This window comes from Chromobacterium alticapitis, assembly GCF_002924365.1.
Taxonomy (GTDB): domain Bacteria; phylum Pseudomonadota; class Gammaproteobacteria; order Burkholderiales; family Chromobacteriaceae; genus Chromobacterium; species Chromobacterium alticapitis.
On sequence record NZ_PQWB01000050.1, the window covers coordinates 39,196 to 61,731 of the forward strand.

Consider the following 22,536-nt stretch of genomic DNA (forward strand, 5'->3'; position numbering starts at 1 on the left):
TCCATCGCCCTATCGACATCCCATTCGAGACGCCATGAACAAGATATTGACCGCGCTGCTGCTGGCAGCCATCGCCATTCCCGCCGCCCACGCCGACGACGCGCCGGCAGAAGTCCGGACCAAGGCATTCAAGAAAATGCTGCTGACCTTCGAACCGCTGGGCATGGTGGTCCGCGAACGCGCGCCGTACAACAAGACTCAGTTCGAACAGCAAGCGGAAACGTTGCGCACGCTGGCGCGCGAGCCGTTCAACCACTTTCCGGCCAACAGCATCAGCGGCAAAAGCCGGGCCAAGCCGGAAATCTGGAGCCAGCCGGCCAAATTCCAGGCCAACCGCGACGCACTGCTGAAGGCGACGGATAACCTCGCTGCCGCAGCCAAGAGCGGCGACCTCGCCTCGATCAAGAAAAGCTACGGCCAGGTCGCGCAAAGCTGCAAAACCTGTCACGACGCCTTCCGCGGGCCGGAAAAATAAACCTCCGCGCCCATGAGAACCCCAAAGCCGGCTATATACCGGCTTTTGGCTTTGAACAGACCCTCAGCGCAGCAAGGCGAAATACAGCCCGCCCGCAGACAGCAGCAAGGCCGCCAGCGCCAGCGCGCCATGAGAAAAATGCAGGCGCGGCTTCTCGCCGGCCATGCGCTTGTAGCCGGTCAGCATGGGCCGCACCAGATTTTGCTTCTTCACCACCCGGTAAACGACGATGGCGGCGATATGCAGCGCCACCAGGCCCAGCAGGCCGTTGAACAGCAGCTTGTGCGCGCCGGTGACCGACTCCGCCATTCCGCCTATGTGTTTGGCCAGCGGACCGTCGTACAGATAGCTGTCCACATCGGCCGAGAACAGTCCGGTCAAGACTTGCGCGCACAGCGCCAGCAGCATGGCCACCACCATCCAGCCACCCAGCGGGTTATGGCCCGGCGCCTCATGCTCCGGCAATTCGCCGCGCACATAGCGCGCGACGGCGCGCGGCCCGCGCACAAAGTTGGAAAAGCGCGCCGTCTGGCTGCCTACCAGGCCCCAGATCAGGCGGAACACCAGCAAGGAAGCCAGCGCCACGCCGCAATAGATATGGTATTGCAGCCATTCGCCGCCCTGCTCGGCGCAATACCACATGGCGCCGAACAAAATCACCAGCGTCCAGTGGAACAAACGCGTGGGCGCATCCCAAACCTTGACCTGCTGCGACATCGCATTCCCTTTCCAATTTTCCAGCCGTCCATTTTGCCGCAACGACGGCCAGCCTTGAAGCCAAACCGGCCTTCCGGCCGAATAAAACAGACGATACGCCGCCATTTTGCGGCAATTTCGGTTAAGATAAGTTTTCCCACTCCAGCCGGATGCCTCGCGCTCCCGCTGGGGCCGTTTTTTCCGGCGGCCGCCTGGCCGCGCAACACCGTGTTGGAGACCCAGTCAAATGTCGCAAACCACCCTTCTTCAGGATCTGGAGGCCCGTGGCCTCATCGCGCAAACCACCGATATGGCCGCGCTGCAAGAACTGCTGAACAAGGAAACGGTTACGCTTTATTGCGGCTTCGACCCGACGGCGGACAGCCTGCACATCGGCAGCCTGGTGCCCATCCTGATGCTGAAGCGCTTCCAAGAGGCCGGACACCGCCCAGTGGCCCTGGTGGGCGGCGCCACCGGCATGATTGGCGACCCGAGCTTCAAGGCTGCGGAACGCAAGCTGAACACGCCGGATGTCATTGAGAGCTGGGTGGAAAAGATCCGCAAGCAAGTGGAACCCTTCCTGTCCTTCTCCGGCGGCAATGCCGCCATCATGGCCAACAATTACGACTGGTTCGGCAAGATGAACGCGCTGGAGTTCCTGCGCGACATCGGCAAGCATTTCTCGGTCAACGCCATGATCAAGAAGGAATCCGTCCAGCAGCGCATCAACCGCGACGATCAGGGCATTTCCTACACTGAATTCTCTTACAGCCTGTTGCAGGGCTATGACTTCGCCGAACTGAACCAGCGGCTGGACTGCAAGCTGCAGATCGGCGGCTCGGACCAGTGGGGCAACATCACCGCCGGCACCGACCTGACCCGCCGCCTGAACCAGACCCAGGTGTTCGGCCTGACCATGCCGCTGGTGACCAAGGCCGACGGCACCAAGTTCGGCAAGACCGAATCCGGCACCATCTGGCTGGACGCGAAGAAGACCTCGCCCTACGCTTTCTACCAATTCTGGCTGGGCACCGCCGACGCCGACGTCTACAAGTTCCTGCGCTACTTCTCCTTCCTGTCGGTGGACGAGATCGCCGCCATCGAGGAAGCCGACAAGACCCGCGAAGGCAAACCGGAAGGCCAGCGCATCCTGGCAGAGCAAGTCACGGCGCTGGTGCACGGCCAAACCGCGCTGGAAGCGGCTCAGCGCATCACGCAAAGCCTGTTCAGCAATGATCTCTCCAGCCTGACCGCCGATGACTTCGCTCAGCTGGCGCAGGACGGCCTGCCGACCATCAAATTGGAAAAAAGCGCCAACGGCCTGATCGATGCGCTGGCCGCCGGCGGCCTGGCCAAGTCCAAAAGCGAGGCCCGCACCTTCATCCAGAGCGGCGCGGTCAGCGTCAACGGCATCAAGGCGGAGAGCCTGGAGCACGCCATCGACGACAGCGAGCGGCTGTTCGGCCAATACTCGCTGCTCAAGCGCGGCAAGAAGCTGTACGCGCTGGTGGACTGGCAATAAGCCGCCCCCTCGCCGCCAAACGAAAGCCCGTCTCATGGACGGGCTTTTTTGTTGTCAGGCCGACGCGCTCAAGCGACGCTGAACGCCTCCCCGGTGGCGAAGAAGGCGCCGCCGGCGATGTAATGCAGGCTGCGCTTGGCCGGATCATCGTCGAAATGCCAATGGCCGCCGCCGAACACGGCGTCGTCGGCCTGCGCCGCCACCACCTCGCCGATGAACAAGTCGTATTGCTGCTGATTATGCGGCTCCGGCACCACCTTGCACTCCAGGTAGCCGATGCAGCCTCCCACCCGCGGCGCGCCCACTTTTTGCGCCGGCAGCGCCTCAAGCCCGCTGGCGGCGAACTTGTCTTCGTCGCGGCCGCTCTCGCTGCCCACCTGCACCACTTGCGCCGCCTGCGCGCGGCAGGGAACGTTGAGGATGAACTCGCCGCTGGCCTCGATCAACTCGCGGCTATAGGCGGACTTGTCTATCACCACCAGCACTTTGGGCGGGTTGAAATCCAGCGGCATCGCCCAGGCCGCCGCCATCACATTGCGCTTGCCGTCCGCCGCGCTGCTCACCAGCACGGTTGGGCCGTGATTCAATAAACGATAGGATTTGGCCAGTTCGACATCCGCCAGCATCGTCGTCTCCGTTTCGGCAAAAACGCGATTCTAGCAGCAAGCGTCAATGCGCGGCTGCGCCAGCCAGATGGCACAGCCGGCTCTGCAAACCGTGATCCCTCGCCAGAATGTCCTCAAACAGCTTGCTGCGGGCCGCTATGTGGTAATCGAAACGCCAATCCCGCACCAGGGCCAGACCAAGTTCGAAGTACTCCGGCTCCACCGTATTCAGGCGGCTCAGATCGAAGGGCCGGCCCAGTTGCAGATCCACCGCCAGCTCGGCCAACACGGCCACTTGCTCAGGCGCCTCGCTCAGATCCAGCAGCTGTCTTAATCTTTTCGCCGCGTTCACCAGGATTCCAAAAATAAAAAAGACATAAAAAATTATCATGGAATAAACATTTCCGTAACTGACATTTAGTGCTGTCCATATAAAAAAAGGCCCGGGCGGTGAGCGCCGGGCCTGTTTGCCTATCCTCAAGCATCAAGACAGAGGAGATGTCATCGTGATGACTCTGTCGTTATAGGCCATGCTTTGCTGCGCCGCAAGATTGTCTGCGCCTAGAAAATGTACATTGCGCCGCTGCCCAAGGGATTGCTCGCGCCAGCCAGGCCAATGAACACGCTGCGGCCATAGAAGAACGGGAGGCCCCAGTCGAAATAGCCGGAGAAGCTGCCGGTCATCGGTGCCGCGATGCTGGGAAAGGCCGCGTAACTGCTGGTGGTCAGCGTCGTTGCGTTGATCAAGCTGAAATTGACCGTACTGCTGCTGCCATTGCTGGCCGACAATTGCGCGCTCAGGTCCAGCGTCTGCCCGGCCGCCAGCGAGGGGCAATACCAGGAGGCCCCAAACAGCGTGCACGTGGCGATACTGTTGTCGCTGAAGTACAAGATGTTGGACCCGCTATCCAGGAAGCCCGGGTAGGTTTGCCCCTTGTATATCGTCGTGATGGTGTAGCCATCTGCGGATACGGGATAGGCCTTGGCCGCGGCGGGAATCGCGTTGTTGGACTGTGTGGCTATGCCGAAGGTCAGCGTCCCCTGCGCCGATGCCGCCCCATACGGCGCCACGCTGGGCAATTGCAGCAAAACGCCGTTATTGTCGCTGGAGAACCAACCCACTGGGTTGCTTGCCTGCTGGGCCAACGGCACCGCGCCTCCCAGGCAGCTCTGCCCGCTGCACAAATAGTAAAATCCGTTGCCGCTGGAGCTGGCGCAAGCGCTGCCGCAGTCCTGCCGGTCCAGGCCCACCCCTATGATGCCCTTGGCGCCCAACGCCGACAATGTGCCCTCATCGCTGCCCGACGATGAGCAGCCCGACGGAATCGGGTAATCCAGCACATTGTCCGAGATCACCTGGATGGGCAGCGAGGATGCCGTCTTGCCACCTATTTTCGCATCCGCGAGGAGAACCGGCCCCCAGGTGAAGCCATCGGCGAATTGCGCGCATTCGACTACCTGCCGGCTATTGATCCACTGGCCGCCCAGCGCCCCCTTCACCGCACCTCCCAAGGCCGATGACAACACCCGCAAACCGTTGGAGCCGGTATCCACCAGCACATGATCAACCGTTGCGCAATTTGACGTGCCCGGCGCGCAGATCGTCACCGTGACATAAGGCAGGTTCAGTTGTCCGGTAGCGCCGGCGGGGCCAGTATCGACCGTCATGGTCACGCTGTTGGCCGCAGCGGAACCGGAACTGCCGGAGCTGGAGCCATTGGACAGCGACGTCGAATCTCCGCCGCCCCCTCCGCCGCAGCCGCCCAACAGCAAGAATCCCAAAGACAGACACGCAAGCAGTTTTCTCATGTCCGCCCCCTATTTCAATTGATCCAGCGTCACGCCGGCGGGCAGCAAAGCCAGATCGCAGGCCATCCCTTGCAGCGCGCCCATGCGGCCGTAGGTATGGATCGCAAACGTGCCCACTTGCCCGCGCATCACATTCAGGCCGCTGCGATTATTGCGTTGCGCCTGTCGAAAGGCGGGAAAGTAATCGCCTAGCAGTTGCGGCAAATCCGGCTGGCTCCTGCCGCTCCAGGCCACCGCGAAAACTGTGCCATCGACGGCAAGATATTGCCGAATCTGGCGCCCGGCCTCATCCACGCTGGCCTGGACCGAGAACGCGCTCTGCGTCGCGGGCTTCAACGCCAGCGCGCGCTGAACCTTCCCCGTCGTCTCCAGCCGCTGTCCCAACGCAGCGAAACAGGCGGGCGCGAGCAAGACCAACGATAGCGAAATGCATAAGGATGGCTTCATCACTTTCCCCTTGAGATAAGTCGAGCATGATTCTATTTATCCTGCTTGCGCTGCCCTCACTACACTCTCAGCATAATAGACAGCCAAGCAAATGGCTGCGTCCAGCCTCCCTTGCCGCCCATCTTTACAGACGTCCCAATAAAAAAAAGCGGGAGGCTAAAGCCCCCCGCATCTCCTCGTCTGATCCTGCGCGCGTGCCCGCGCGATCAGACCCATGCCTTGCATCCAGCCTCAATAGGCCATCTCGTCATGCCGTGTTTCCACCCAGTAGCCCGCGCCCAGCGACAGCATCAACAGCGCCACCCGCTCATGCACGATCACCGTATGGGTATTGCCGGAAAACTGCATGTAGCGGCGCAAATCCTCGCGGACCTTGCGCGAGCCGGTCACGTCTATGATGATATCCACCAAACTGCCCTGCTCCGCGATTTCGATGAAGTTATCGGTCACCGCCACGCCTCTTTCCTTGGCAAGCAACACGCCGGGCAACTGCAGGTCCAGATCCGCCACGCCCACCATCTCGACGAATGGCGCATCCAGCAGCTGCTTCAGCAAAGGCGTGCCGGTCTCGCCCACGCCCACCATGCCGATCCTGAACTTTTGCATAAGCACCCGCCCTCCGTTTCAAAACTTACAAATAACCACGATGACTGTACAAGCACCGCGCATGCGAGGTATTGAGGCAAATCAAATTGAAATGAATATCATGGAAACGGCCCGGCATGCGCCGGGCCGCGATGGAAAACACAGACTCAATGCAGATTTTGCTGGGACAGGAAACGCAGGTAGCCCAAGCCTTCCAACCAGAAGCCTCCATCCGCCAGCGGCGTGGCGTCGGTCAGGTCGGCCACGGTCAGCACCAGCTCCTGGCCATCCAGATTGGCCTCCAGCACCACGTCGTCGTCGTCGGAGAATTCTTCCGACACCGAATGGAAGTCCGGCTTGACGAATTGATTGTTGACCTGGATGTAGTCGGACTCATTCAGCAAACGCAGGATGTTCATGATGACCTCCATGTGATGCGGCGAGGGGAACAAGGTCAAACAGACAGTTGCGATTCTCAAGCCCGATACCGGATGGCGGCACTGTCAAACTGCCATCGCACCGAAAACCTGCATCTACAGCCAGCCACGCTCAGCGAACGATTCCGCGTGTCCGCCGGTTACCACGAAATGATCCAGTAACCTGATATCGACCAATTCCAACGCCCGCTTGAGCGTATCGGTCAATATTCTGTCCGCGCTCGAAGGCTCGCTGACGCCGGATGGATGGTTGTGCGCCACGATCAAGGCCGCGGCGTTATGCCTTAGCGCCCGGCGCAACACCTCGCGCGGATAGACCCGGGTTTCGGTCAAGGTGCCTTTGAATACCTCTTCGACTTCGATCAAGCGGTTTTGTGCCGTCAAAAATATCACAACAAATGTTTCGATATCGCGCCGCCCTATGCTGAGCCTCAAATAATCCCTCACCTGCTGCGGACTCGCCAAGGCATCACCCAGGCGCATAGGCTCCGACAAGGCCCGCCGCGCCAGTTCCGTGCATGCCATCAGCTGCGCGTACTTGGCCTCGCCCAGGCCCGGCTTGGCCTTGAATTCCTGCAGGCTGGCGCCGAGCAGGCCGGTCAGCGAGCCGAATTCGCTTAACAGGCCCCGAGCCAACTCCACCGCATTGACGCCCTTGATGCCGGTGCGCAGAAAAATGGCCAGCAGTTCCGAATCATTCAGGGCGGCGGCCCCCTGGTTCAACAATTTTTCGCGCGGCCGCTCCGCTTCCGGCCAATGGGCGATAGACATGCGCGTCCCTCCTCTGGCTATAGCATTGTTTGTGTCATCAGGCCAACAAGATAGCAACAAGCAATGACATTAACATGCCGCCATACAGCCAGCCAGGACCACCGGGCCGGGCAAATCCGCTAAAATGGCCAGTTTACGGTTTCGAAGACCTCAACGATGACCGCCAAACGCATTCTTCTCGGCATCAGCGGCGGCATTGCCGCCTACAAGTCCGCCGAGCTGACCCGGCAACTGATCAAGGCCGGCCACCAGGTAGAAGTGGTGATGACCGAATCGGCCACCCGCTTCATCGCTCCGGCCACTTTCCAGGCCCTGTCCGGCCACACCGTGTACACCGACCTGTGGGACCCGCGCCCCAGCAACGCGATGGCGCACATCGAGCTGTCGCGTCGCGCCGATGTATTCCTGATCGCGCCGGCCACCGCCAACCTGCTGTTCAAGCTGGCGCACGGCGCCTCCGACGACCTGCTGTCCACCATGGCCGCGGCGCGGACCTGCCCGCTGATCGTGGCGCCGGCGATGAATCTGCAGATGTGGCAGAACCCGCCCAACCAGCGCAACATCGCCCAGCTGGAAGCGGACGGCGTGACCGTGTTCGGCCCCGGCAACGGCTTCCAGGCCTGCGGCGAGACCGGCGACGGCCGCATGCTGGAACCGCATGAAATCGTCGAGCTGTTGCAAGGCTTTTTCGCCGAAAAACTGTTGGCCGGCAAGCAGGTGTTGCTGACGGCGGGGCCCACGTATGAGGCCATCGACACGGTGCGCGGCATCACCAATATCAGCTCCGGCAAAATGGGTTACGCGCTGGCGCGCGCCTGCCGCGACGCCGGCGCCGACGTGACGCTGGTCTCCGGCCCCACCGGCATGGAGGCGCCGCTGAACGTGCGCCGCGTAGACGTGCGGAGCGCGCAAGAGATGCAGCAGGCGGTGCTGACCGAGGTGGGCCGCAGCGATGTGTTCATTTCCGTCGCCGCCGTGGCGGACTACCGGGTGAAGAACCGCAGCGAACACAAGATCAAGAAGGGAGCGTCGCTCCCCACCATAGAGCTGGAAGAAAACCCGGACATCCTGGCCACCGTCGCCGCGCTGCCCGCCGCGCCGTTCTGCGTCGGCTTCGCCGCGGAGAGCCAGAACCTGCTGGAGTTCGCCGAGGCCAAGCGCCTGCGCAAGAAGCTGCCGCTGCTGGTAGCCAACCTGGCGCAGCAAGCCATGGGCGCCGACGACAATCAGGTCGTGCTGCTGGACAATGCCGGCCAGCACCCGCTGCCCGCCATGCCCAAGACCGAGGTGGCCGCGGCCATCGTGCGCCATCTGGCCGCCCTGCTGGCCCAGCGCTGAGAATTCACCATCGGGCGGCTTTGCTGCCGCCCCGCATCACAAGGAAACACCATGCAAGCCCAAATCGACGTCAAGATCCTGGACGCGCGCCTGCGCGACAACCTGCCCGCCTACGCCACCGCCGGCGCAGCCGGCTTGGATCTGCGCGCCGCCACCGAACAGACCATGACCATCCAGCCGGGCGAAACCCAGCTGATCCCCACCGGCATCGCCATCCACCTGAACAATCCGGGCCTGGCCGCCATGCTGCTGCCGCGCTCCGGCCTGGGCCACAAGCACGGCATCGTGCTGGGCAATCTGGTAGGCCTGATCGACTCCGACTACCAGGGCCAGGTGTTCGTCTCGGTCTGGAACCGCGGCCAGCAGCCGTTCCAGCTGGAGCCCATGGAGCGCATCGCCCAGATGGTGATCGTGCCGGTGGTGCAGGCCAGCTTCAATATCGTGGACGATTTCGACGCCTCCGACCGCGGCGCAGGCGGCTTCGGCAGCACCGGCCGCGGCTGATAACGAAAAAATGAAAAACGGCGCGGAGGACTTCCGCGCCGTTTTTTTACGCGCCAAGCATCAAGGCTGCATGCCGATGCGGTTCAACTTAGGCACTGCAAGTTTGGGATGCGCCTGCAGATACTTTTCCAGCACATCGACATCCACGCCGCCGCCCACGCGGTTCACGCCCTGGGCCAGCACGGCGAAGCCGTCGCCGCCGCCTGCGATGAAGTTGTTCACCTGCACCGTGTAGCTGCGCTTGGGATCGATCTTCACGCCGTTGATGGCGATGCTGTTGATGTCCACCTTGCCGCCTGGCAGCGCAGACTGGCTCCAGCTGTAGCTGAGGCTGGATGAGACCTGCAGCATCTTGGGCTGGGCCGGCGTGCTCCATTGCTGCTCCAGCAGCTGGTCTATCTGCGCGCCCGTCAGCTGCATCGTCATCATGGTGTTGCCGAAGGGCTGCACCGTATAGATCTGCTTGTAATTGACATTGCCGCCGGCATCCGGCTTCAGGTCGGCGCGCACGCCGCCCGGATTCATGAAGGCCACCACCGCGCCCTGCGCCCTGCCGGCTTCCAGCTGCGAATCGGCTATCACATCGCCCAGCGTGGTTTCGCCCGCCGCATTGGCGTTGCGCGTCAGATCGCCGGCCAGAGACCCCACTACCCGGCCCGCTATCGGCGCCACCAGGTCCTGATAGGTTTTGACCAGCGCGCTCACATCGGCGCGCGGCGCGATGTCCTGCGTCACCGGACGATTCACCGCCTGGATGGAGCCCGCCACGAAGCCATGGCTGGCCGGGTCCAGCTTGAAATCTATCTCGGTGAACAATTGGCCGTAGTTCTTGGCGCTGGTCACGCGGCGGCCGTCGATCACGCAGTTGTAAGCCTGGTGGGTATGGCCCGATACCACCAGGCCGACAGACTTGTCGAGCTTCTTGACGATGTCGACGATGGGACCGGAGATGCCCTTGCAGTCGTCGTAGGTTCCGGTCTGATATCCGCCTTCATGGATCAGCACCACCACCGCGCCCACGCCTTGCGCCTTCAGCTTGGGTATCAGCGCGTTGACGGTGGCGGCCTCGTCCTGGAAGCTCAGCCCCTTGATGCCGGCGGGCGAGACGATTTCTGGCGTGCTTTTCAGCGTCATGCCGATGAAGGCCACCGGAATATTGCCGTACTTCTTGATCTCGTAGCCCGGGAACAAGGTGCCGCCATCCGGCTTCTGCACATTGGCCGCCAGGAACTTGAACTTGGCGCCGGCGAATTTGCCGTTGCGGCAGGAGGTGTCGGCTGCGCCTGGCTTGCAGCCGCCGTTCTGCATGCGCAGCAATTCGTCCTGGCCATCATCGAACTCGTGGTTGCCCACCGCGTTGAGATCCAGCCCCAGCAGATTCATCGCCTCTATGGTGGGCTCGTCATGGAACAAACCAGACACCAGCGGGCTGGCGCCGATCAAATCTCCCGCTGACACGACGATGGTGTTGGGGGATTTGTCGCGCAGCTGCTTGACCCAGGCCGCCAGGTAATCCACCCCGCCAGCCGTCGCCTTGACCGTCTTGCTCGGGTCTTTCGGGTCCGGCAAGGTCAGGGTGCCTGGCGCTTCCAGATTGCCGTGAAAATCATTGAAGGCAATCATTTTGACGGCTACCGGCGCAGCCGGTCGCTGTTCGTTGTTGCTGCCATCTCGCGTCGCGCTCACGGAAGTGGAGTCGGACATGCATCCGCCCAGCGCCAGAGCCACGCTCAGCCACAGGGTTTGCGGAATCAGTTTCATCGACATGCTCCATTGTATGTGTTGTGATCCGGCGCCCGCCGCTGCCACGGCCAAGCGCCAGCGAGACAACATACACAATTTGCATGAACTTTTAACCACCATTCTTCAAAAAAATGAGCAATAAAGTCCAATAAATGACAATTTAAGGCACAAAAATAAAACGCCGCGAGTCAGACTCGCGGCGTCGTGATCCGCCCCGCTCTCAGAACGGGGCGGCGCTTTTCAGATCAAGCCAACAGATGGTTGTTCAGCTCGCGCATGCCAGCCGACAGCATGGCCAGATCCAGCGCGCTGAACGATTGCAGCTCGGCGAACATCTGGCCGCAGATCTCCACCGCGCCCTGGCGCTTGGTCAGCCACAGGCCGGCGAAGTCTTCCGCCTCTGCTCCGTCCAGCGCCTGGCGCGCCAGATCGCGATGCACGCGATACAGGTCGTCGCGCAGCGCGGAACGGGCCAGAGACTGCCAGCGGTTGTCGCGCGGCAAGCCGGTGATGGCGTCGCGCAGCCAATCCAGCTGTAGCGAGCCGCCCAGGCGGAAGTAATTGGCCGCCACCCGCTCCAGCGACAGCTTGCCGCCTTCGGCGATCTCGATGATGTCCATCAGCGGCACCGCGTACTCCAGGCGCGCCAGCACCTGTTGCAGCGCCTGCGGCAAATTGGCGTGGGCGATGCGCGCCTCCAGCTCGGCCACGGCCGGATACTGGTCGGACGGGATCAGCTTGGGCAGCTGGGCCAGCACGCTTTGCACCTTGGCGGCGTACTGTTCGATCACGGCGTTGACCGAGGAGAACGGACGCTTGTTGCGCAGCACCCAGCGGGTCACGCGCTCCACCAGCGTGCGCACCAGCACCATCAGCTGCATTTGCTGGTCTGCCGGCACCTTGTTGTCCAGCGCCTCGATCTGGCCCCACAGGCTTTCCGCATCGAAGGCGCGGCTGGCGATCCACCAGGCGCGGGCGATGTCGGCCGCGGAGAATGGCGATTCTTCCTGCAGGCGGAACACGAAGGTGGTGCCCATGCGGTTGATGATCTGGTTGGCCAGCTGGTTGGAGATGATCTCGCGGCGCAGCTGATGCTGTTCCATCTGCTTGCCGAAGCGCTGTTGCAGCGGTTTCGGGAAGTAGTTGACCAGCACCGGCAGAAAGTCGCGGTCGTCCGGCAGATCGGTGGCCAGGATGGCCTGATCCAGCGAAATCTTGCTGTAAGCCAGCAGCACCGCGATTTCCGGCACAGTCAGGCCTTGACGGGCCAGACGGCGCTCGTTGATCTGGGTTTCGGACGGCAGATACTCGATCTCGCGGTTCAGCTCGCCGGTCTTCTCCATGTGCGAAATCATCCGCGCGTGGGTGGACAGCATGGAAGCGGCTTCCAGACGCTTGATCGCCAGTACCTGGGTCTGCAACACGTTGTTGCGCAACACCAGATGGCCCACTTCGTCGGTCATCTCGGCCAAGAGCTCATTGCGCTGCTTCAGCGTCATGTCTCCGGACTGCATCACCGCGCCCAGCAGGATCTTGATATTGACCTCGTGGTCGGAGCAATCCACGCCGGCGGAGTTGTCGATGGCGTCGGTGGCGATGCGGCCGCCTGCCAGCGCGAACTCGACGCGGCCCAACTGGGTGCAAGTCAGGTTGCCGCCTTCGGCGACCACCTTGGCCTGCAGCTGGTTGCCGTTGACGCGCACCGGATCGCAGGCGCGGTCGCGAGCGTCGGCGTGGCTCTGGGTCGACGCCTTGATGTAGGTGCCGATGCCGCCGTTGTACAGCAGGTCGATCTTGGCCTTCAGGATTTCATGAATCAGCTCGTTCGGCGCCATGCTGTCCTTGTCGGTTTCCAGCCACGCCTTCACTTCCGGCGACAGCGGGATGGACTTGGCGCTGCGCTCGAAAATGCCGCCGCCCTTGGAGATCAGCTCGCGGTTGTAATCGGCCCAGCTGGAACGCGGCAGATTGAACAGGCGCGCGCGCTCGGCGAAGCTCTTCTTCGCGTCCGGCGTCGGGTCCAGGAAAATGTGCAGGTGGTTGAACGCGGCCTTCAGGCAGATGTGCTCGGACAGCAGCATGCCGTTGCCGAACACGTCGCCGGCCATGTCGCCGATGCCGATCACGCTGAAATCCTGCTCCTGGGTGTTGACGCCCAGGTGGCGGAAGTGGCGCTTCACCGACTCCCAAGCGCCGCGGGCGGTGATGCCCATGCCCTTGTGGTCGTAGCCGGCGGAGCCGCCGGAGGCGAAGGCGTCGCCCAGCCAGAAGCCGTAGGCTTCGGAAATGCCGTTGGCGATGTCGGAGAAGGTGGCGGTGCCCTTGTCGGCGGCCACTACCAGGTACGGATCGTCCGGATCCAGGCGGCGCACGTCGTTCGGCGGAATGATCTGGCCGGTCACCAGGTTGTCCGTCACGTCCAGGAGCGCGGAGATGAAGATCTTGTAGCAGGCGATGCCCTCTGCCAGGAAGGCCTCGCGGTCGCTAGGCGCCGGCAGTTGCTTGCCGACGAAGCCGCCCTTGGAACCCATCGGCACGATCACCGAGTTCTTCACCATCTGCGCCTTCACCAGACCCAGCACTTCGGTGCGGAAGTCTTCCATGCGGTCGGACCAGCGCAGGCCGCCGCGGGCTACCTTGGAGCCGCGCAGGTGAACGCCTTCCACGCGCGGGCTGTAGACCCAGATTTCGAACATCGGGCGCGGCTGCGGCAGGAAGGGGACTTGGTTCGATTCCAGCTTGAACGAGATATAGGACTTGAACTCGCCGTCGGCGCCCGTCTGCCAGAAGTTGGTGCGGCGGGTGGCCAGGATCACGGCCAGGAAGCCGTTCAGAATGCGGTCTTCGTCCAGATTGGCCACGCCGTCCAGCATGCCGCGCACGGCGGCCAGCAGCAGCTCGGCCTTCTCGTCGGAGAAGTCCTTCGGGTCCAGGCGGGCGTAGAACAGCTCCACCAGGCTGCGAGTGATGGCCGGGTAGTTGGCCACGCATTGCTCGATATAGGCTTGGCTGAAGGTCAGGCCGCCCTGGCGCAGATACTTGGCCAGCGCGCGCACCAGCGAGATTTCGCGCCAATCGAGGCCGGCCACCAGGGCCAGGCGGTTGAAGCCGTCATTCTCGCAGCGTTTGGCGAACACCTGGGCCAGCAGCTCCTGGAAGTCATGCTGCACCTGGTCTTGCGCCATCTGCTCGCCGAAGTTGCCCACGTCGAGGCCGAAGTCGCTGATCCACACCAGACTGCCGTCCGCGCGCTTGACGCAGTACGGATGCTCGTCGCGCACCTTGACGCCCATGTTTTCCAGAATGGGCAGGCTGGCGGACAGGCCCAGCGGCTCGCTTTCGCGGAACAGCTTCAGATTGAAGGCCGCGCCGCCGCGATGGAAGGGGCGGTACAGCTTCATGGCCAGCGGCTGCTCGGCGCCGATGGCTTCCAGATGCTGCACGTCCAGCACGGCGTTGCGCACCGCGAACTCTTCGCGGTAAGCCACCGGGAAGCCGTCCTTATAGCGATTGAACAGACCGTTGCCGCGTTCTTCGCCGTGGGCTTCCACCAGTTGCTGGTGCAACTCCTCCACCCAGCCGCGCACCAGGCGCGAAATTTCGGCTTCGATGTCGGCTTCATGGAAGGCCGGCAGCTTGGAGGCATTGGTGCGGATGATGTAATGCACGCGGGCCAGCGTGCCGTCGCCGATCTGCACGCTGAACTCGGCGCTGCTGCCGTTGAACGCGTTCATCAGCACTTTTTCGATCTTCAGCCGCACTTCGGTGTTGAAGCTGTCGCGCGGCACGTAGACCAGGCTGCTGACATAGCGGTGGTAGCGGTCGGCGCGCACGAACAGGCGCACGCGCGGACGCTCTTGCAGGCTGACGATGCCTTCGGCGATCGGCCCCAGCACCTCGGACGGGATCTCGAACAGCTCGTCGCGCGGATAGCTTTCCAGCACGAAGCCCAGCGTCTTGGCCTTGTAGCTGTCGTCGACGAAGTCGCAGTTTTGCACAACGCCGGCCACTTTCTGGCGCAGGATGGGCACGTCCTTCGGCGAGGCCTGGTAGGCGCTGGCGGTGTAGAGGCCCAGGAAGCGGCGCTCGCCTAGCACTTCGCCCTTGTCGTTGAAGCGCTTGATGCCGACAAAGTCGACATAGGCCGGACGATGGATGATGGAGCGGGTTTGCGATTTGTTCAGGATGATCAGTTGCGGCAGGTGGGCCAGCTCGCGCAGTTCCTGCGGCAGCTGTTCGAAGCTGCTGGAGTATTCCTTGTCGCCCTGGTCTTGCAGAATGCCCAGGCCGGAATCCTTGACGATGCGCAGGCTGTCCTTGCCGTCGCGCTTGACCAGGTCGTAGTCGCAATAGCCCATGAACAGGAAGTTGCGCTCAGCCATCCACTCGAGGAAGGCCACGGCCTCTTTCGCCTCGACGGCGCGCTCGCCCTTAAGCTTGACCAGGTCCTTGCTGATGCTGGTCAGCACCTCGCGCATTTTCGGCTCGTCGCTGACCACCAGGCGGATGTCGGCCAGCACGCGCTTCAGTTCGCTTTCCAGCTTGGCCAGCAGGGCGGCGTCGCTGATGCGGTCGATCTGCACGTGGATGAAGGATTCCAGCGGCAGGCTGCGGTCTTCGGTGCGCTTGACCTCGGCCAGCGCGCCGCTCTTGTCGCGGGCGACGGACAGCACCGGGTGCACCAGCAGATGCAGATTGATGTTGTGGCGCGACAGCAACATGGTGATCGAGTCGATCAGGAACGGCATGTCGTCGTTCACTACTTCGATCACGGTATGGGTGCTTTGCCAGCCGTCGCGTTCGAAATCGGGGTTGTAAATGCGGCACTTGACCTGGCCGGCGGAGCGCTTGCCGGCGAACTCGTAATGCGCCATGGCTGCGCCGAACAGATCGAGCGAGGAGAACTGCCGCAGGTCGGCGTGCTCGGTCTCTTCGAAGTAGATCGGCAAGAAGGCGGCGAGTTGTTGGGTCTCCTGGGCAGAAAGCTTGCTCTCGGCCACAGCCTGGATATCTGCGATCAGGCTGGCCAGTTCGGTCTTATTGGTAAGCGACATTTAGCTTCTCTTGTTGTGAGCAGGGAGGTTGTCGGGGCATTGTAGATAGCGCCATCCGTACCGGATTTCCTGAATGCGACACCGGCTTACACAAAACGCGCAAAGCCTATCCCATGGGCAAAAGCATGGGGGCATAAGCAATCTGGAAATCCAGGGCATACATTACAGCAAAGCGACGGCAAGTTACACAAAGCCCAGTGTTCCGGATATTGTAGTCAGCGCACAAAACACCTCGCAAATCGTTGATTTTTATGATGTTTCCATTTTATTAAAAAAGTAAGGTAGAATGTGCGCACTTGCTTATGGGGATTGACCAATTCCGCCACTTGTAGTTTGCAAGCGCGCCGCGCAATGGTCAGCCGGCCAATCAAGAAGACCCGGATCGGAACAATAACGCCTCATCCGCTGCGGGGTTTACAAAGCCTGTCGCCGCACGCCCGCGCGCGGACGACCCAAGTAGAGAAGTAGAAGCAAAACCATGAAAAAAACGCTGATCGCCTGCGCCAGCCTCGCCCTGGTCGCCTCCCTGTCCGCTCAGGCTGAAACCGTCCGCTTCGGCATCGACCTCAACTACCCCCCGTTCTCCAAACAAGGCGCGGACGGCAAGCCGCAGGGCTTCGACATCGACATGGCCAACGCGCTGTGCAAGGAAATGAAAGTCACTTGCCAGATCGTGCCGCAAGACTGGGACGGCCTGATCCCCGCGCTGAACGCCAACAAGTTCGACGCCATCATCTCCTCGATGCAGATCACCGCAGAGCGCCAGAAGGCCGTGGACTTCACCAACAAGTACTACAACATCGCCAGCCGCCTGGTGGCCAAGGACGGCGTCAAGGTCGACGCCAACAGCTTCAAGGGCAAGAAGATCGGCGTGCTGCGCGCCTCCACCCAGGAAAAGTTCGCCAAGGACTTCTGGGGCAAGAACGGCGCCACCATCGTGCCCTACGCCAAGTCGCCTGAATCCTTCCTGGATCTGAAGTCCGGCCGCGTGGACGCCGTGTTCGTCGACGGCGCCGTCGGCGAGGGCGAATTCCTGAAAACGCCGCAAGGCAAGGGCTACGCTTTCGTCGGCCCGAACTACGCCGACGTGAAGTACTTCGGCCTGGGCGCCGGCGTCGCCGTCAAGAAGGGCAACAAAGCTCTGCTCGACCGTCTGAACAAGGCTATCGAGGCCACGCGCAAGGATGGCAGCTACAAGAAGGTGCAAGACAAGTACTTCAGCTTCGACGTCTACGGCGGCTAAGCCCTGACGCATCGCCGGCAGGCGCGCCAAGCGCGTCTGCCGGGTTGTTGACACCCCAATCGCCCCGGCTGCCCTGGGGCGATTGGGATTTCAAGAGATGCCCGCGGAACCAAGCCCTGATCTGGCCGGGTCTCACCCCGCCTTGTTCGCTGAAATCGCGCCCACTCATTGTCGACAACCCGGCAGCCGCGCTGCGCGCCTGCTCCCGCAATCCCCTCTTCCGAGATTGCCCATGTTTCTGCAAGGTTATCTTCCCAGCATTCTGGAGGGCTTGGCGCTGACGCTGAAGCTCGCTGGCGCGTCGCTCGCCGTTTCCGTCGTACTGGGTCTCGTCGGCGCGCTGTTCAAGTCTACTTCGTCGCGCGCGCTGACCCTGCTGGCCGAATGCTATTCCACCGTGGTGCGCGGCATACCCGACCTGGTGTGGATGTTTCTGCTGTTCTTCGGCGCCCAGATGGCGCTCAACGACCTCTGCGGCCGCTTCGGCTGGCAGGCGCCCGACATCGATCCCTTCGTCGCCGGCGTCTCCACGCTGGGCTTCATCTTTGGCGCCTACATGACGGAAACCTTCCGCGGCGCGATGATGGCCGTGCACAAGGGACAGATGGAGGCCGGCCTGGCTTACGGCATGTCGCCGCTGCGCGTGTTCTTCCGCATCCAGTTGCCGCAAATGGTGCGCTACGCCCTGCCCAGCTTTTCCAACAACTGGCTGGTGCTGGTGAAATCCACCGCCTTGGTCTCCGTCATCGGCCTCAATGACGTGATGTACCGCGCCGACGCCGCCAAATCGGCCACCCAGCAGCCTTTCGACGTTTACATCATCGTCGGCGCGCTCTTCCTCTGCGTCACCGGCGTCTCCAACCTGCTATTGCACTGGACTGAAAAACGCTACTCGATGGGCACCAAGGAGAGCGGACTGTGATGGATCCGAAACTGATACTCGAACGCCTGCCGGAATTCTTCGGCGCGCACGATGGCGGCCCGATGCTGTCGTCCACCGACGGCCTGATCATGACGCTGCAACTGCTGGGCCTGTCCCTGCTGTTCGGCCTGCTGCTGGCGATCCCGCTGGCAGTGGCCCGCACCGCCAAGAACCGCGCGCTGTCTGGCGCCGTCTGGCTGTTTGGCTATGTGTTCCGCGGCACGCCGCTCTTGGTGCAGCTGTTCATCATCTACTACGGCCTCGCGCAGTTTGACTGGGTCCGCGAGAGCTGGGCCTGGGCCTACCTGCAGAACGCCTACGTCTGCGCCATTCTGGCCTTCACCCTGAACACCGCCGCCTACACCACGGAAATCATAGCCGGCCAGATCCGCAACACGCACTGGGGCGAGATAGAGGCCGCCCGCTCCGTCGGCATGAGCCAGTGGCTGATGCTGCGCCGCATCGTGCTGCCTTCCGCCTTGCGCCGCGCGCTGCCCGCCTACAGCAATGAAGTCATCATGATGCTGCAGAGCACCGCCATCGCCGGCCTGGTGACGCTGGCGGACCTGACCGGCGTGGCGCGTCGCATCTATAGCGAAAGCTATATGCCGTTCGAACCGTTCCTCACCGCCGCCGTGATCTACCTGGCGCTGACCTTTGTCTTGGTCTGGTTGATGAAACGCGCCGAACGCCGCTACCTGGCTTTCCTGGCTCCCAGGAAGCAGTAAGCGCGGCTTGACGATTCTCTGCCCGCCGCCTGAAATAAATCGTACAATGCAGGCCAAGACAAGCCGCCATGCCAGGCCTCCTGACATGGCGGCATTTTTGCCAACCGTTACCAGCCATTCAGACCATGGGTCACACGCCCCTAACCGCCAAACCACTGCGCTTCGGCTTTCTGCTGCTCCCCCACGCCTCGATGGCCGATTTCGCCAGCGCTTCCGAGGTGCTGACCCACGCCAATTTATTGGCGGAAAAAAAACTGTACGAGACCCTGCTCCTGTCGCTGGATGGCGGCCCGGTGCAGTTATCCAACGGCATCAAGTTGGCGGCGGAGCTGCCACTATCCTACGCGCCCAAGCTGGACTACCTGATAATTGTGGCCGATGAAATCGGCAATGACTTCGCGCTGGAAGAACTGAGCAAAAGCATTGCCAACACCAACACCGACAAGATGACGCTGGCCGGCCTCGGCTGCGGCAGCTATTGGCTGGCCCGGGCGGGCCTGCTGGCTGGTCAGCGCGCCACGATTCATTGGCGGGAAATCGCCCGGCTGACCGAAGAGTTTCCGGACGTGATCGTCACGTCCAACCTATACGAAAGCGAAGGCCGCTATCTCAGCTGCGCTGGCGGCGCAGCCACTTTCGATTTCATGCTGAATCTGGTCGGCAGGCAGCATGGGCATGAATTCATCGCCCAATTGTCCGAGCTGTTCAGCATGGAGCGCATCCGCCCCGGTAACGAGCGCCAGCGCATTCCGCTCGCCACCCGCATAGGCGGCAGCCAGCCCAAGCTGACCGAAGCGGTCAGCCTGATGGAGGCCAATATCGAGGAGCCGCTATCCACCGACGACATCGCCTATTACGTGGGGGTGTCGCGACGCCAGCTGGAGCGGCTGTTCAAGCAATACCTGGGCACCGTGCCGTCCAAATACTATCTGGAGCTAAGGCTGAACCGCGCCCGCCAACTGCTGCTGCAGACCAGCAAATCCATCGTGCAGATCGGCCTCGCCTGCGGCTTCTCCAGCGGCCCCCACTTCTCCAGCACCTACCGCAACCACTTCAACATCACGCCGCGCGAAGAGCGCGCGCAGCGCAGCCAGGCCAGCGTCCGCGCTAGCTGAGCTGGCGCTCCGCCTGCAGGGCCAGCGGCAATTCGATTCTGAAGCAGGCGCCGCTGGCTGGAATATTTTCCGCCGAAATCAAGCCGCCGTATTGCTCGACTATGGTCTGGCAAATGGACAGGCCCAGGCCCATGCCATGCGGTTTGGTGGAGAAAAACGGATGGAACAGCACTTCCAACAGGTCCGGGGTGATGCCGCGCCCGGTATCCCGCACCTCGAGTATGCCCTTCTTGCCTTCGCGCCGCGTATGCACGATGACATGGCGCTTCAGCGCCGGCTCATCCTTCAGCGCGTCCATCGCATTGGACAGCAGATTCAGCACCACCTGCTCTAGCTGGATGCTGTCCGCCATCACCGGTATGGAATAGCCCGACAACAACTGCACCACCTCGATGCCACGCTCCCGTAGATCATATTCGGCGAGGAACATGCAATTGCCAACCACCTGATTGACATCGATCAGCCGTGTTTCTATCGCCCGCTTGCTAACCAGGGCACGCAGCCGCTTGATGATCTCCCCTGCGCGCCCCGCCTGCGCCACCGCCAGCTTCAAGGCGGAGTTCACCTGGGGCGGCGCCTCCTCCACCCCCTCCAGCAATTGGATGGCGGCCTGACAATAATTGGAAATCGCGGTCAGCGGCTGGTTCAGTTCATGGGCGATGCCGGACGCCATCTCGCCCATTGTATGCAAGCGCGCCACGTGCGACAGTTTTTCCAGGTGCTCCTTGACCCGGGTTTCGCTGGCCTCCAGCGCCGCCGCCGTGCGCAAGCGCAGCGGCCCCATGTCGCGCATGGCGCACACCACGCCTATCAACACCCCGTCGCGCGACAGCAGCGGCGCCACACCCCCCTCCACCGAATGCACCTTGCCGCGCGCCGTCGTCAACTGCATGCGCTCCGCCAGCTCCACAGGCAGCCCGGTGCGGAAGCATTCGCTGATCGGGTCTTCGGAAAACTCCGCCGCCAACTCTCCCATCAACCGGAAAACCTCATGGCACGGCAGGCCCAACACCTCCTCCGCCGGCATGTCCACCAGTTGCAAAGCCATGGGATTAGCCATCTCAATGCGGCGATCCTGCCGCAGAATCACCACTCCGTCATGAATCGCGCTCAAGGTTACCGAGGCCCGCTCGCTCTGCAGGAAGAGCTCCTCGTCCGCCTGACTGCGCTCCCGCCGCAAGGCGATGCGCTGCGAGTAGATCAGCCCAGCAGCGGCCAACAGCAAGGCCACGAACACCTCTCGCAGCAGCAGCGGCGACAAGGCCAGGTCATTGAGCCGTATATCCTGCCCCACACCCAGCACAAAGGGCTGGGCATCGCTATTCAACGGCAAGCGCAATTCCAACCGAGTCAGCAGCGGCCACCAGTCATGATCCGCATCGCGGTGAAGGCGCTGGTATAAAGGCTCCCCGCCCTGATTGCCATTCTTGGGCAGCAGGGAAAGATCGAACCCCGATTGCAAGACCTGGCTTTCCGGCAACTGCAATAGCCGATCGCAGAACACCACCAACGCCACCACGCCGGCCAGCTCGCGTTCATCGCCAAGCCGCCCCGGCTTCGTCTTATCCCGGAACAAAGGCTGCATCAACAGATAGGCGCGCCCGCCGCCATCGTAAAGTTCGAATGGCCGCGAGGAAACCTTCTGCCCGGTAGCTATAGCGCGCCGCAACTCTGCCGCAAAATGCGCGTCGCCCAGCATGTCGTAGCCGTAGACCGGACTGAAAGCCGGCAAATCCGGCTCTATCATCGACACCACGAGCGCCTGACTACGAACAGGAGCGGGCGACCAATTACGGCGCCCCGCCACATCATAGTCCCGGATATAGAAGGTTTCGCCAAACCGCTGCCCCATGCTGCTCAAGAAGGCGTTTCGGCTATCGCGAGTGACATTCTGCAAAAACTCGATGGCGTACAGTTGCTGGTAGCGAGGCAGCATCTCACGCGAAAACGCGCTGAGCGCAGGCGCATCGAAAGGTTCATGAGCGATGAGCAAGGCGTTGATCGCCGACAGCACGGACTCGTTCTGGTCGAGCCGACGCGCCACCCCGCCGTAAGCTTGGTGAGCCGCCAGCTCGAAACTGTCCTGCAGCCTGCGATATTCGCTCTCTCCCCACTGGGCGAACACCAACAGGCTGCAAACCAGCCAAAGACAGCCAAACAGCAGCCACTCGCGGCCTTTAAATTTACTCAAGACTCCCGCCCCGAAATTCATCTGACATCTTGAATCATATGCATTGCATGAAACATTCGCCGGGCATTTTTACAAAAACGAGCCATGTTCGCAATGCGCGCGAAAACGACGCGCACGCTACCCATTTGGAATGCATGAGAAGCACGGCCCCTCACGCCACATGATAAAGCGCGCTCTGCGTACGCCTGCCAAGAAACGACAATGGCGTATCGTTCGCGCAACGCAAAAACCCCAGCTCATTGAGCTGGGGTTCGCTATGGGGCGTCTGGCGGTGTCCTACTTTCACATGGCGAATGCCACACTATCATCGGCGCTAAGATGTTTCACGGTCCTGTTCGGGATGGGAAGGCG

Annotated in this window: 19 protein-coding genes and 1 rRNA gene; 8 read left to right on the forward strand and 12 right to left on the reverse strand. The window is 61.9% G+C overall.

Annotated elements, in window-relative coordinates; translation table 11 throughout:
• Positions 1-34 precede the first annotated feature (34 nt).
• On the forward strand, positions 35-475 hold the full coding sequence (locus C2I19_RS12990) for a c-type cytochrome (protein ID WP_103903124.1): 441 nt from the start codon (positions 35-37) through the stop codon (positions 473-475).
• 63 nt (positions 476-538) lie between these two features.
• Here the strand turns inward: C2I19_RS12990 and C2I19_RS12995 are convergent, their stop codons facing one another.
• Entirely contained in the window at positions 539-1,192 is a 654-nt protein-coding gene (locus C2I19_RS12995; protein WP_103903125.1) for a cytochrome b/b6 domain-containing protein, read from the reverse strand.
• Between the two features lie 226 nt (positions 1,193-1,418).
• Between C2I19_RS12995 and tyrS the strand changes: the two genes are divergently transcribed.
• Positions 1,419-2,693, forward strand: coding sequence for a tyrosine--tRNA ligase (gene tyrS, locus C2I19_RS13000; protein WP_103903126.1), 1,275 nt, complete (start codon positions 1,419-1,421; stop codon positions 2,691-2,693).
• Positions 2,694-2,761: 68 nt separating this feature from the next.
• Here tyrS and C2I19_RS13005 read toward each other — a convergent pair whose 3' ends face one another.
• The 7 genes from C2I19_RS13005 to radC form a co-directional block, all read right to left on the reverse strand.
• Positions 2,762-3,319, reverse strand: a complete 558-nt coding sequence (locus C2I19_RS13005) for a flavin reductase family protein (protein WP_103903127.1) — start codon at positions 3,317-3,319, stop codon at positions 2,762-2,764.
• 43 nt (positions 3,320-3,362) lie between these two features.
• Positions 3,363-3,650: a hypothetical protein gene (locus tag C2I19_RS13010; protein WP_146056809.1), complete on the reverse strand. Its 288-nt coding sequence runs from the start codon at positions 3,648-3,650 to the stop codon at positions 3,363-3,365.
• A gap of 209 nt (positions 3,651-3,859) precedes the next feature.
• Entirely contained in the window at positions 3,860-5,107 is a 1,248-nt protein-coding gene (locus C2I19_RS13015; RefSeq protein ID WP_103903129.1) for a DUF3443 domain-containing protein, read from the reverse strand.
• 9 nt (positions 5,108-5,116) lie between these two features.
• Positions 5,117-5,554, reverse strand: a complete 438-nt coding sequence (locus C2I19_RS13020) for a DUF2844 domain-containing protein (protein ID WP_103903130.1) — start codon at positions 5,552-5,554, stop codon at positions 5,117-5,119.
• A 231-nt stretch (positions 5,555-5,785) separates the two neighbouring features.
• On the reverse strand, positions 5,786-6,160 hold the full coding sequence (locus C2I19_RS13025) for an oxidoreductase (protein ID WP_103903131.1): 375 nt from the start codon (positions 6,158-6,160) through the stop codon (positions 5,786-5,788).
• Between the two features lie 146 nt (positions 6,161-6,306).
• On the reverse strand, positions 6,307-6,558 hold the full coding sequence (locus tag C2I19_RS13030; RefSeq protein ID WP_043626035.1) for a hypothetical protein: 252 nt from the start codon (positions 6,556-6,558) through the stop codon (positions 6,307-6,309).
• A 114-nt stretch (positions 6,559-6,672) separates the two neighbouring features.
• Positions 6,673-7,347 (reverse strand): RadC family protein, encoded by a 675-nt coding sequence (radC, locus tag C2I19_RS13035; protein WP_103903132.1) that lies wholly within the window; start codon positions 7,345-7,347, stop codon positions 6,673-6,675.
• Positions 7,348-7,503: 156 nt separating this feature from the next.
• On the opposite strand from radC, the gene coaBC reads away from it, so the two are divergent.
• A complete protein-coding gene (gene coaBC / locus C2I19_RS13040; RefSeq protein WP_103903133.1) occupies positions 7,504-8,685 on the forward strand; it encodes a bifunctional phosphopantothenoylcysteine decarboxylase/phosphopantothenate--cysteine ligase CoaBC in 1,182 nt (393 codons plus the stop codon).
• A gap of 51 nt (positions 8,686-8,736) precedes the next feature.
• Positions 8,737-9,189, forward strand: a complete 453-nt coding sequence (gene dut / locus C2I19_RS13045; protein ID WP_103903134.1) for a dUTP diphosphatase — start codon at positions 8,737-8,739, stop codon at positions 9,187-9,189.
• Between the two features lie 60 nt (positions 9,190-9,249).
• Here the strand turns inward: dut and C2I19_RS13050 are convergent, their stop codons facing one another.
• Both C2I19_RS13050 and C2I19_RS13055 read right to left on the reverse strand, forming a co-directional pair.
• The gene (locus C2I19_RS13050) at positions 9,250-10,950 is read right to left on the reverse strand and encodes a bifunctional metallophosphatase/5'-nucleotidase (protein ID WP_103903135.1); all 1,701 of its coding nucleotides are present in this window, start codon (positions 10,948-10,950) and stop codon (positions 9,250-9,252) included.
• Positions 10,951-11,177: 227 nt separating this feature from the next.
• Positions 11,178-15,986: an NAD-glutamate dehydrogenase gene (locus C2I19_RS13055; RefSeq protein ID WP_103903136.1), complete on the reverse strand. Its 4,809-nt coding sequence runs from the start codon at positions 15,984-15,986 to the stop codon at positions 11,178-11,180.
• A 478-nt stretch (positions 15,987-16,464) separates the two neighbouring features.
• On the opposite strand from C2I19_RS13055, the gene C2I19_RS13060 reads away from it, so the two are divergent.
• The 4 genes from C2I19_RS13060 to C2I19_RS13075 all read left to right on the forward strand — a co-directional run bounded on the left by C2I19_RS13060 (position 16,465) and on the right by C2I19_RS13075 (position 19,994).
• Positions 16,465-17,229 (forward strand): ABC transporter substrate-binding protein, encoded by a 765-nt coding sequence (locus tag C2I19_RS13060; RefSeq protein WP_103903137.1) that lies wholly within the window; start codon positions 16,465-16,467, stop codon positions 17,227-17,229.
• Between the two features lie 232 nt (positions 17,230-17,461).
• The gene (locus tag C2I19_RS13065) at positions 17,462-18,151 is read left to right on the forward strand and encodes an ABC transporter permease (protein ID WP_103903138.1); all 690 of its coding nucleotides are present in this window, start codon (positions 17,462-17,464) and stop codon (positions 18,149-18,151) included.
• Positions 18,151-18,879, forward strand: coding sequence for an ABC transporter permease (locus tag C2I19_RS13070; protein WP_233201184.1), 729 nt, complete (start codon positions 18,151-18,153; stop codon positions 18,877-18,879). Before C2I19_RS13065 ends, C2I19_RS13070 begins: the two co-directional genes overlap by 1 nt.
• A gap of 125 nt (positions 18,880-19,004) precedes the next feature.
• Positions 19,005-19,994 carry a GlxA family transcriptional regulator gene (locus C2I19_RS13075; protein WP_103903139.1) on the forward strand — a complete coding sequence of 330 codons (990 nt, stop codon included), beginning with the start codon at positions 19,005-19,007 and terminating at the stop codon, positions 19,992-19,994.
• On the opposite strand, the gene C2I19_RS13080 is transcribed toward C2I19_RS13075, so the two are convergent.
• Both C2I19_RS13080 and rrf read right to left on the reverse strand, forming a co-directional pair.
• Positions 19,987-22,185 (reverse strand): ATP-binding protein, encoded by a 2,199-nt coding sequence (locus tag C2I19_RS13080; protein WP_233201185.1) that lies wholly within the window; start codon positions 22,183-22,185, stop codon positions 19,987-19,989. The genes C2I19_RS13075 and C2I19_RS13080 overlap by 8 nt on opposite strands.
• Before the next feature lie 263 nt (positions 22,186-22,448).
• A 5S ribosomal RNA gene (gene rrf, locus C2I19_RS22975) occupies positions 22,449-22,536 on the reverse strand; the annotation flags it as partial.

What these genes read in the sequence shown, in the direction of transcription:
- radC (WP_103903132.1), bottom strand. Translation starts at nt 7,347, where the DNA reads ATGTCTATCGCCCATTGGCCGGAAGCGGAGCGGCCGCGCGAAAAATTG.
- C2I19_RS13055 (WP_103903136.1), bottom strand. Translation starts at nt 15,986, where the DNA reads ATGTCGCTTACCAATAAGACCGAACTGGCCAGCCTGATCGCAGATATC.
- C2I19_RS13005 (WP_103903127.1), bottom strand. Translation starts at nt 3,319, where the DNA reads ATGCTGGCGGATGTCGAACTGGCCAAATCCTATCGTTTATTGAATCAC.
- tyrS (WP_103903126.1), top strand. Translation starts at nt 1,419, where the DNA reads ATGTCGCAAACCACCCTTCTTCAGGATCTGGAGGCCCGTGGCCTCATC.
- C2I19_RS13075 (WP_103903139.1), top strand. Translation starts at nt 19,005, where the DNA reads ATGGGTCACACGCCCCTAACCGCCAAACCACTGCGCTTCGGCTTTCTG.
- C2I19_RS13015 (WP_103903129.1), bottom strand. Translation starts at nt 5,107, where the DNA reads ATGAGAAAACTGCTTGCGTGTCTGTCTTTGGGATTCTTGCTGTTGGGC.
- C2I19_RS13050 (WP_103903135.1), bottom strand. Translation starts at nt 10,950, where the DNA reads ATGAAACTGATTCCGCAAACCCTGTGGCTGAGCGTGGCTCTGGCGCTG.
- C2I19_RS12990 (WP_103903124.1), top strand. Translation starts at nt 35, where the DNA reads ATGAACAAGATATTGACCGCGCTGCTGCTGGCAGCCATCGCCATTCCC.
- C2I19_RS12995 (WP_103903125.1), bottom strand. Translation starts at nt 1,192, where the DNA reads ATGTCGCAGCAGGTCAAGGTTTGGGATGCGCCCACGCGTTTGTTCCAC.
- dut (WP_103903134.1), top strand. Translation starts at nt 8,737, where the DNA reads ATGCAAGCCCAAATCGACGTCAAGATCCTGGACGCGCGCCTGCGCGAC.
- C2I19_RS13070 (WP_233201184.1), top strand. Translation starts at nt 18,151, where the DNA reads ATGGATCCGAAACTGATACTCGAACGCCTGCCGGAATTCTTCGGCGCG.
- C2I19_RS13030 (WP_043626035.1), bottom strand. Translation starts at nt 6,558, where the DNA reads ATGAACATCCTGCGTTTGCTGAATGAGTCCGACTACATCCAGGTCAAC.
- C2I19_RS13060 (WP_103903137.1), top strand. Translation starts at nt 16,465, where the DNA reads ATGAAAAAAACGCTGATCGCCTGCGCCAGCCTCGCCCTGGTCGCCTCC.
- C2I19_RS13020 (WP_103903130.1), bottom strand. Translation starts at nt 5,554, where the DNA reads ATGAAGCCATCCTTATGCATTTCGCTATCGTTGGTCTTGCTCGCGCCC.
- coaBC (WP_103903133.1), top strand. Translation starts at nt 7,504, where the DNA reads ATGACCGCCAAACGCATTCTTCTCGGCATCAGCGGCGGCATTGCCGCC.
- C2I19_RS13025 (WP_103903131.1), bottom strand. Translation starts at nt 6,160, where the DNA reads ATGCAAAAGTTCAGGATCGGCATGGTGGGCGTGGGCGAGACCGGCACG.
- C2I19_RS13065 (WP_103903138.1), top strand. Translation starts at nt 17,462, where the DNA reads ATGTTTCTGCAAGGTTATCTTCCCAGCATTCTGGAGGGCTTGGCGCTG.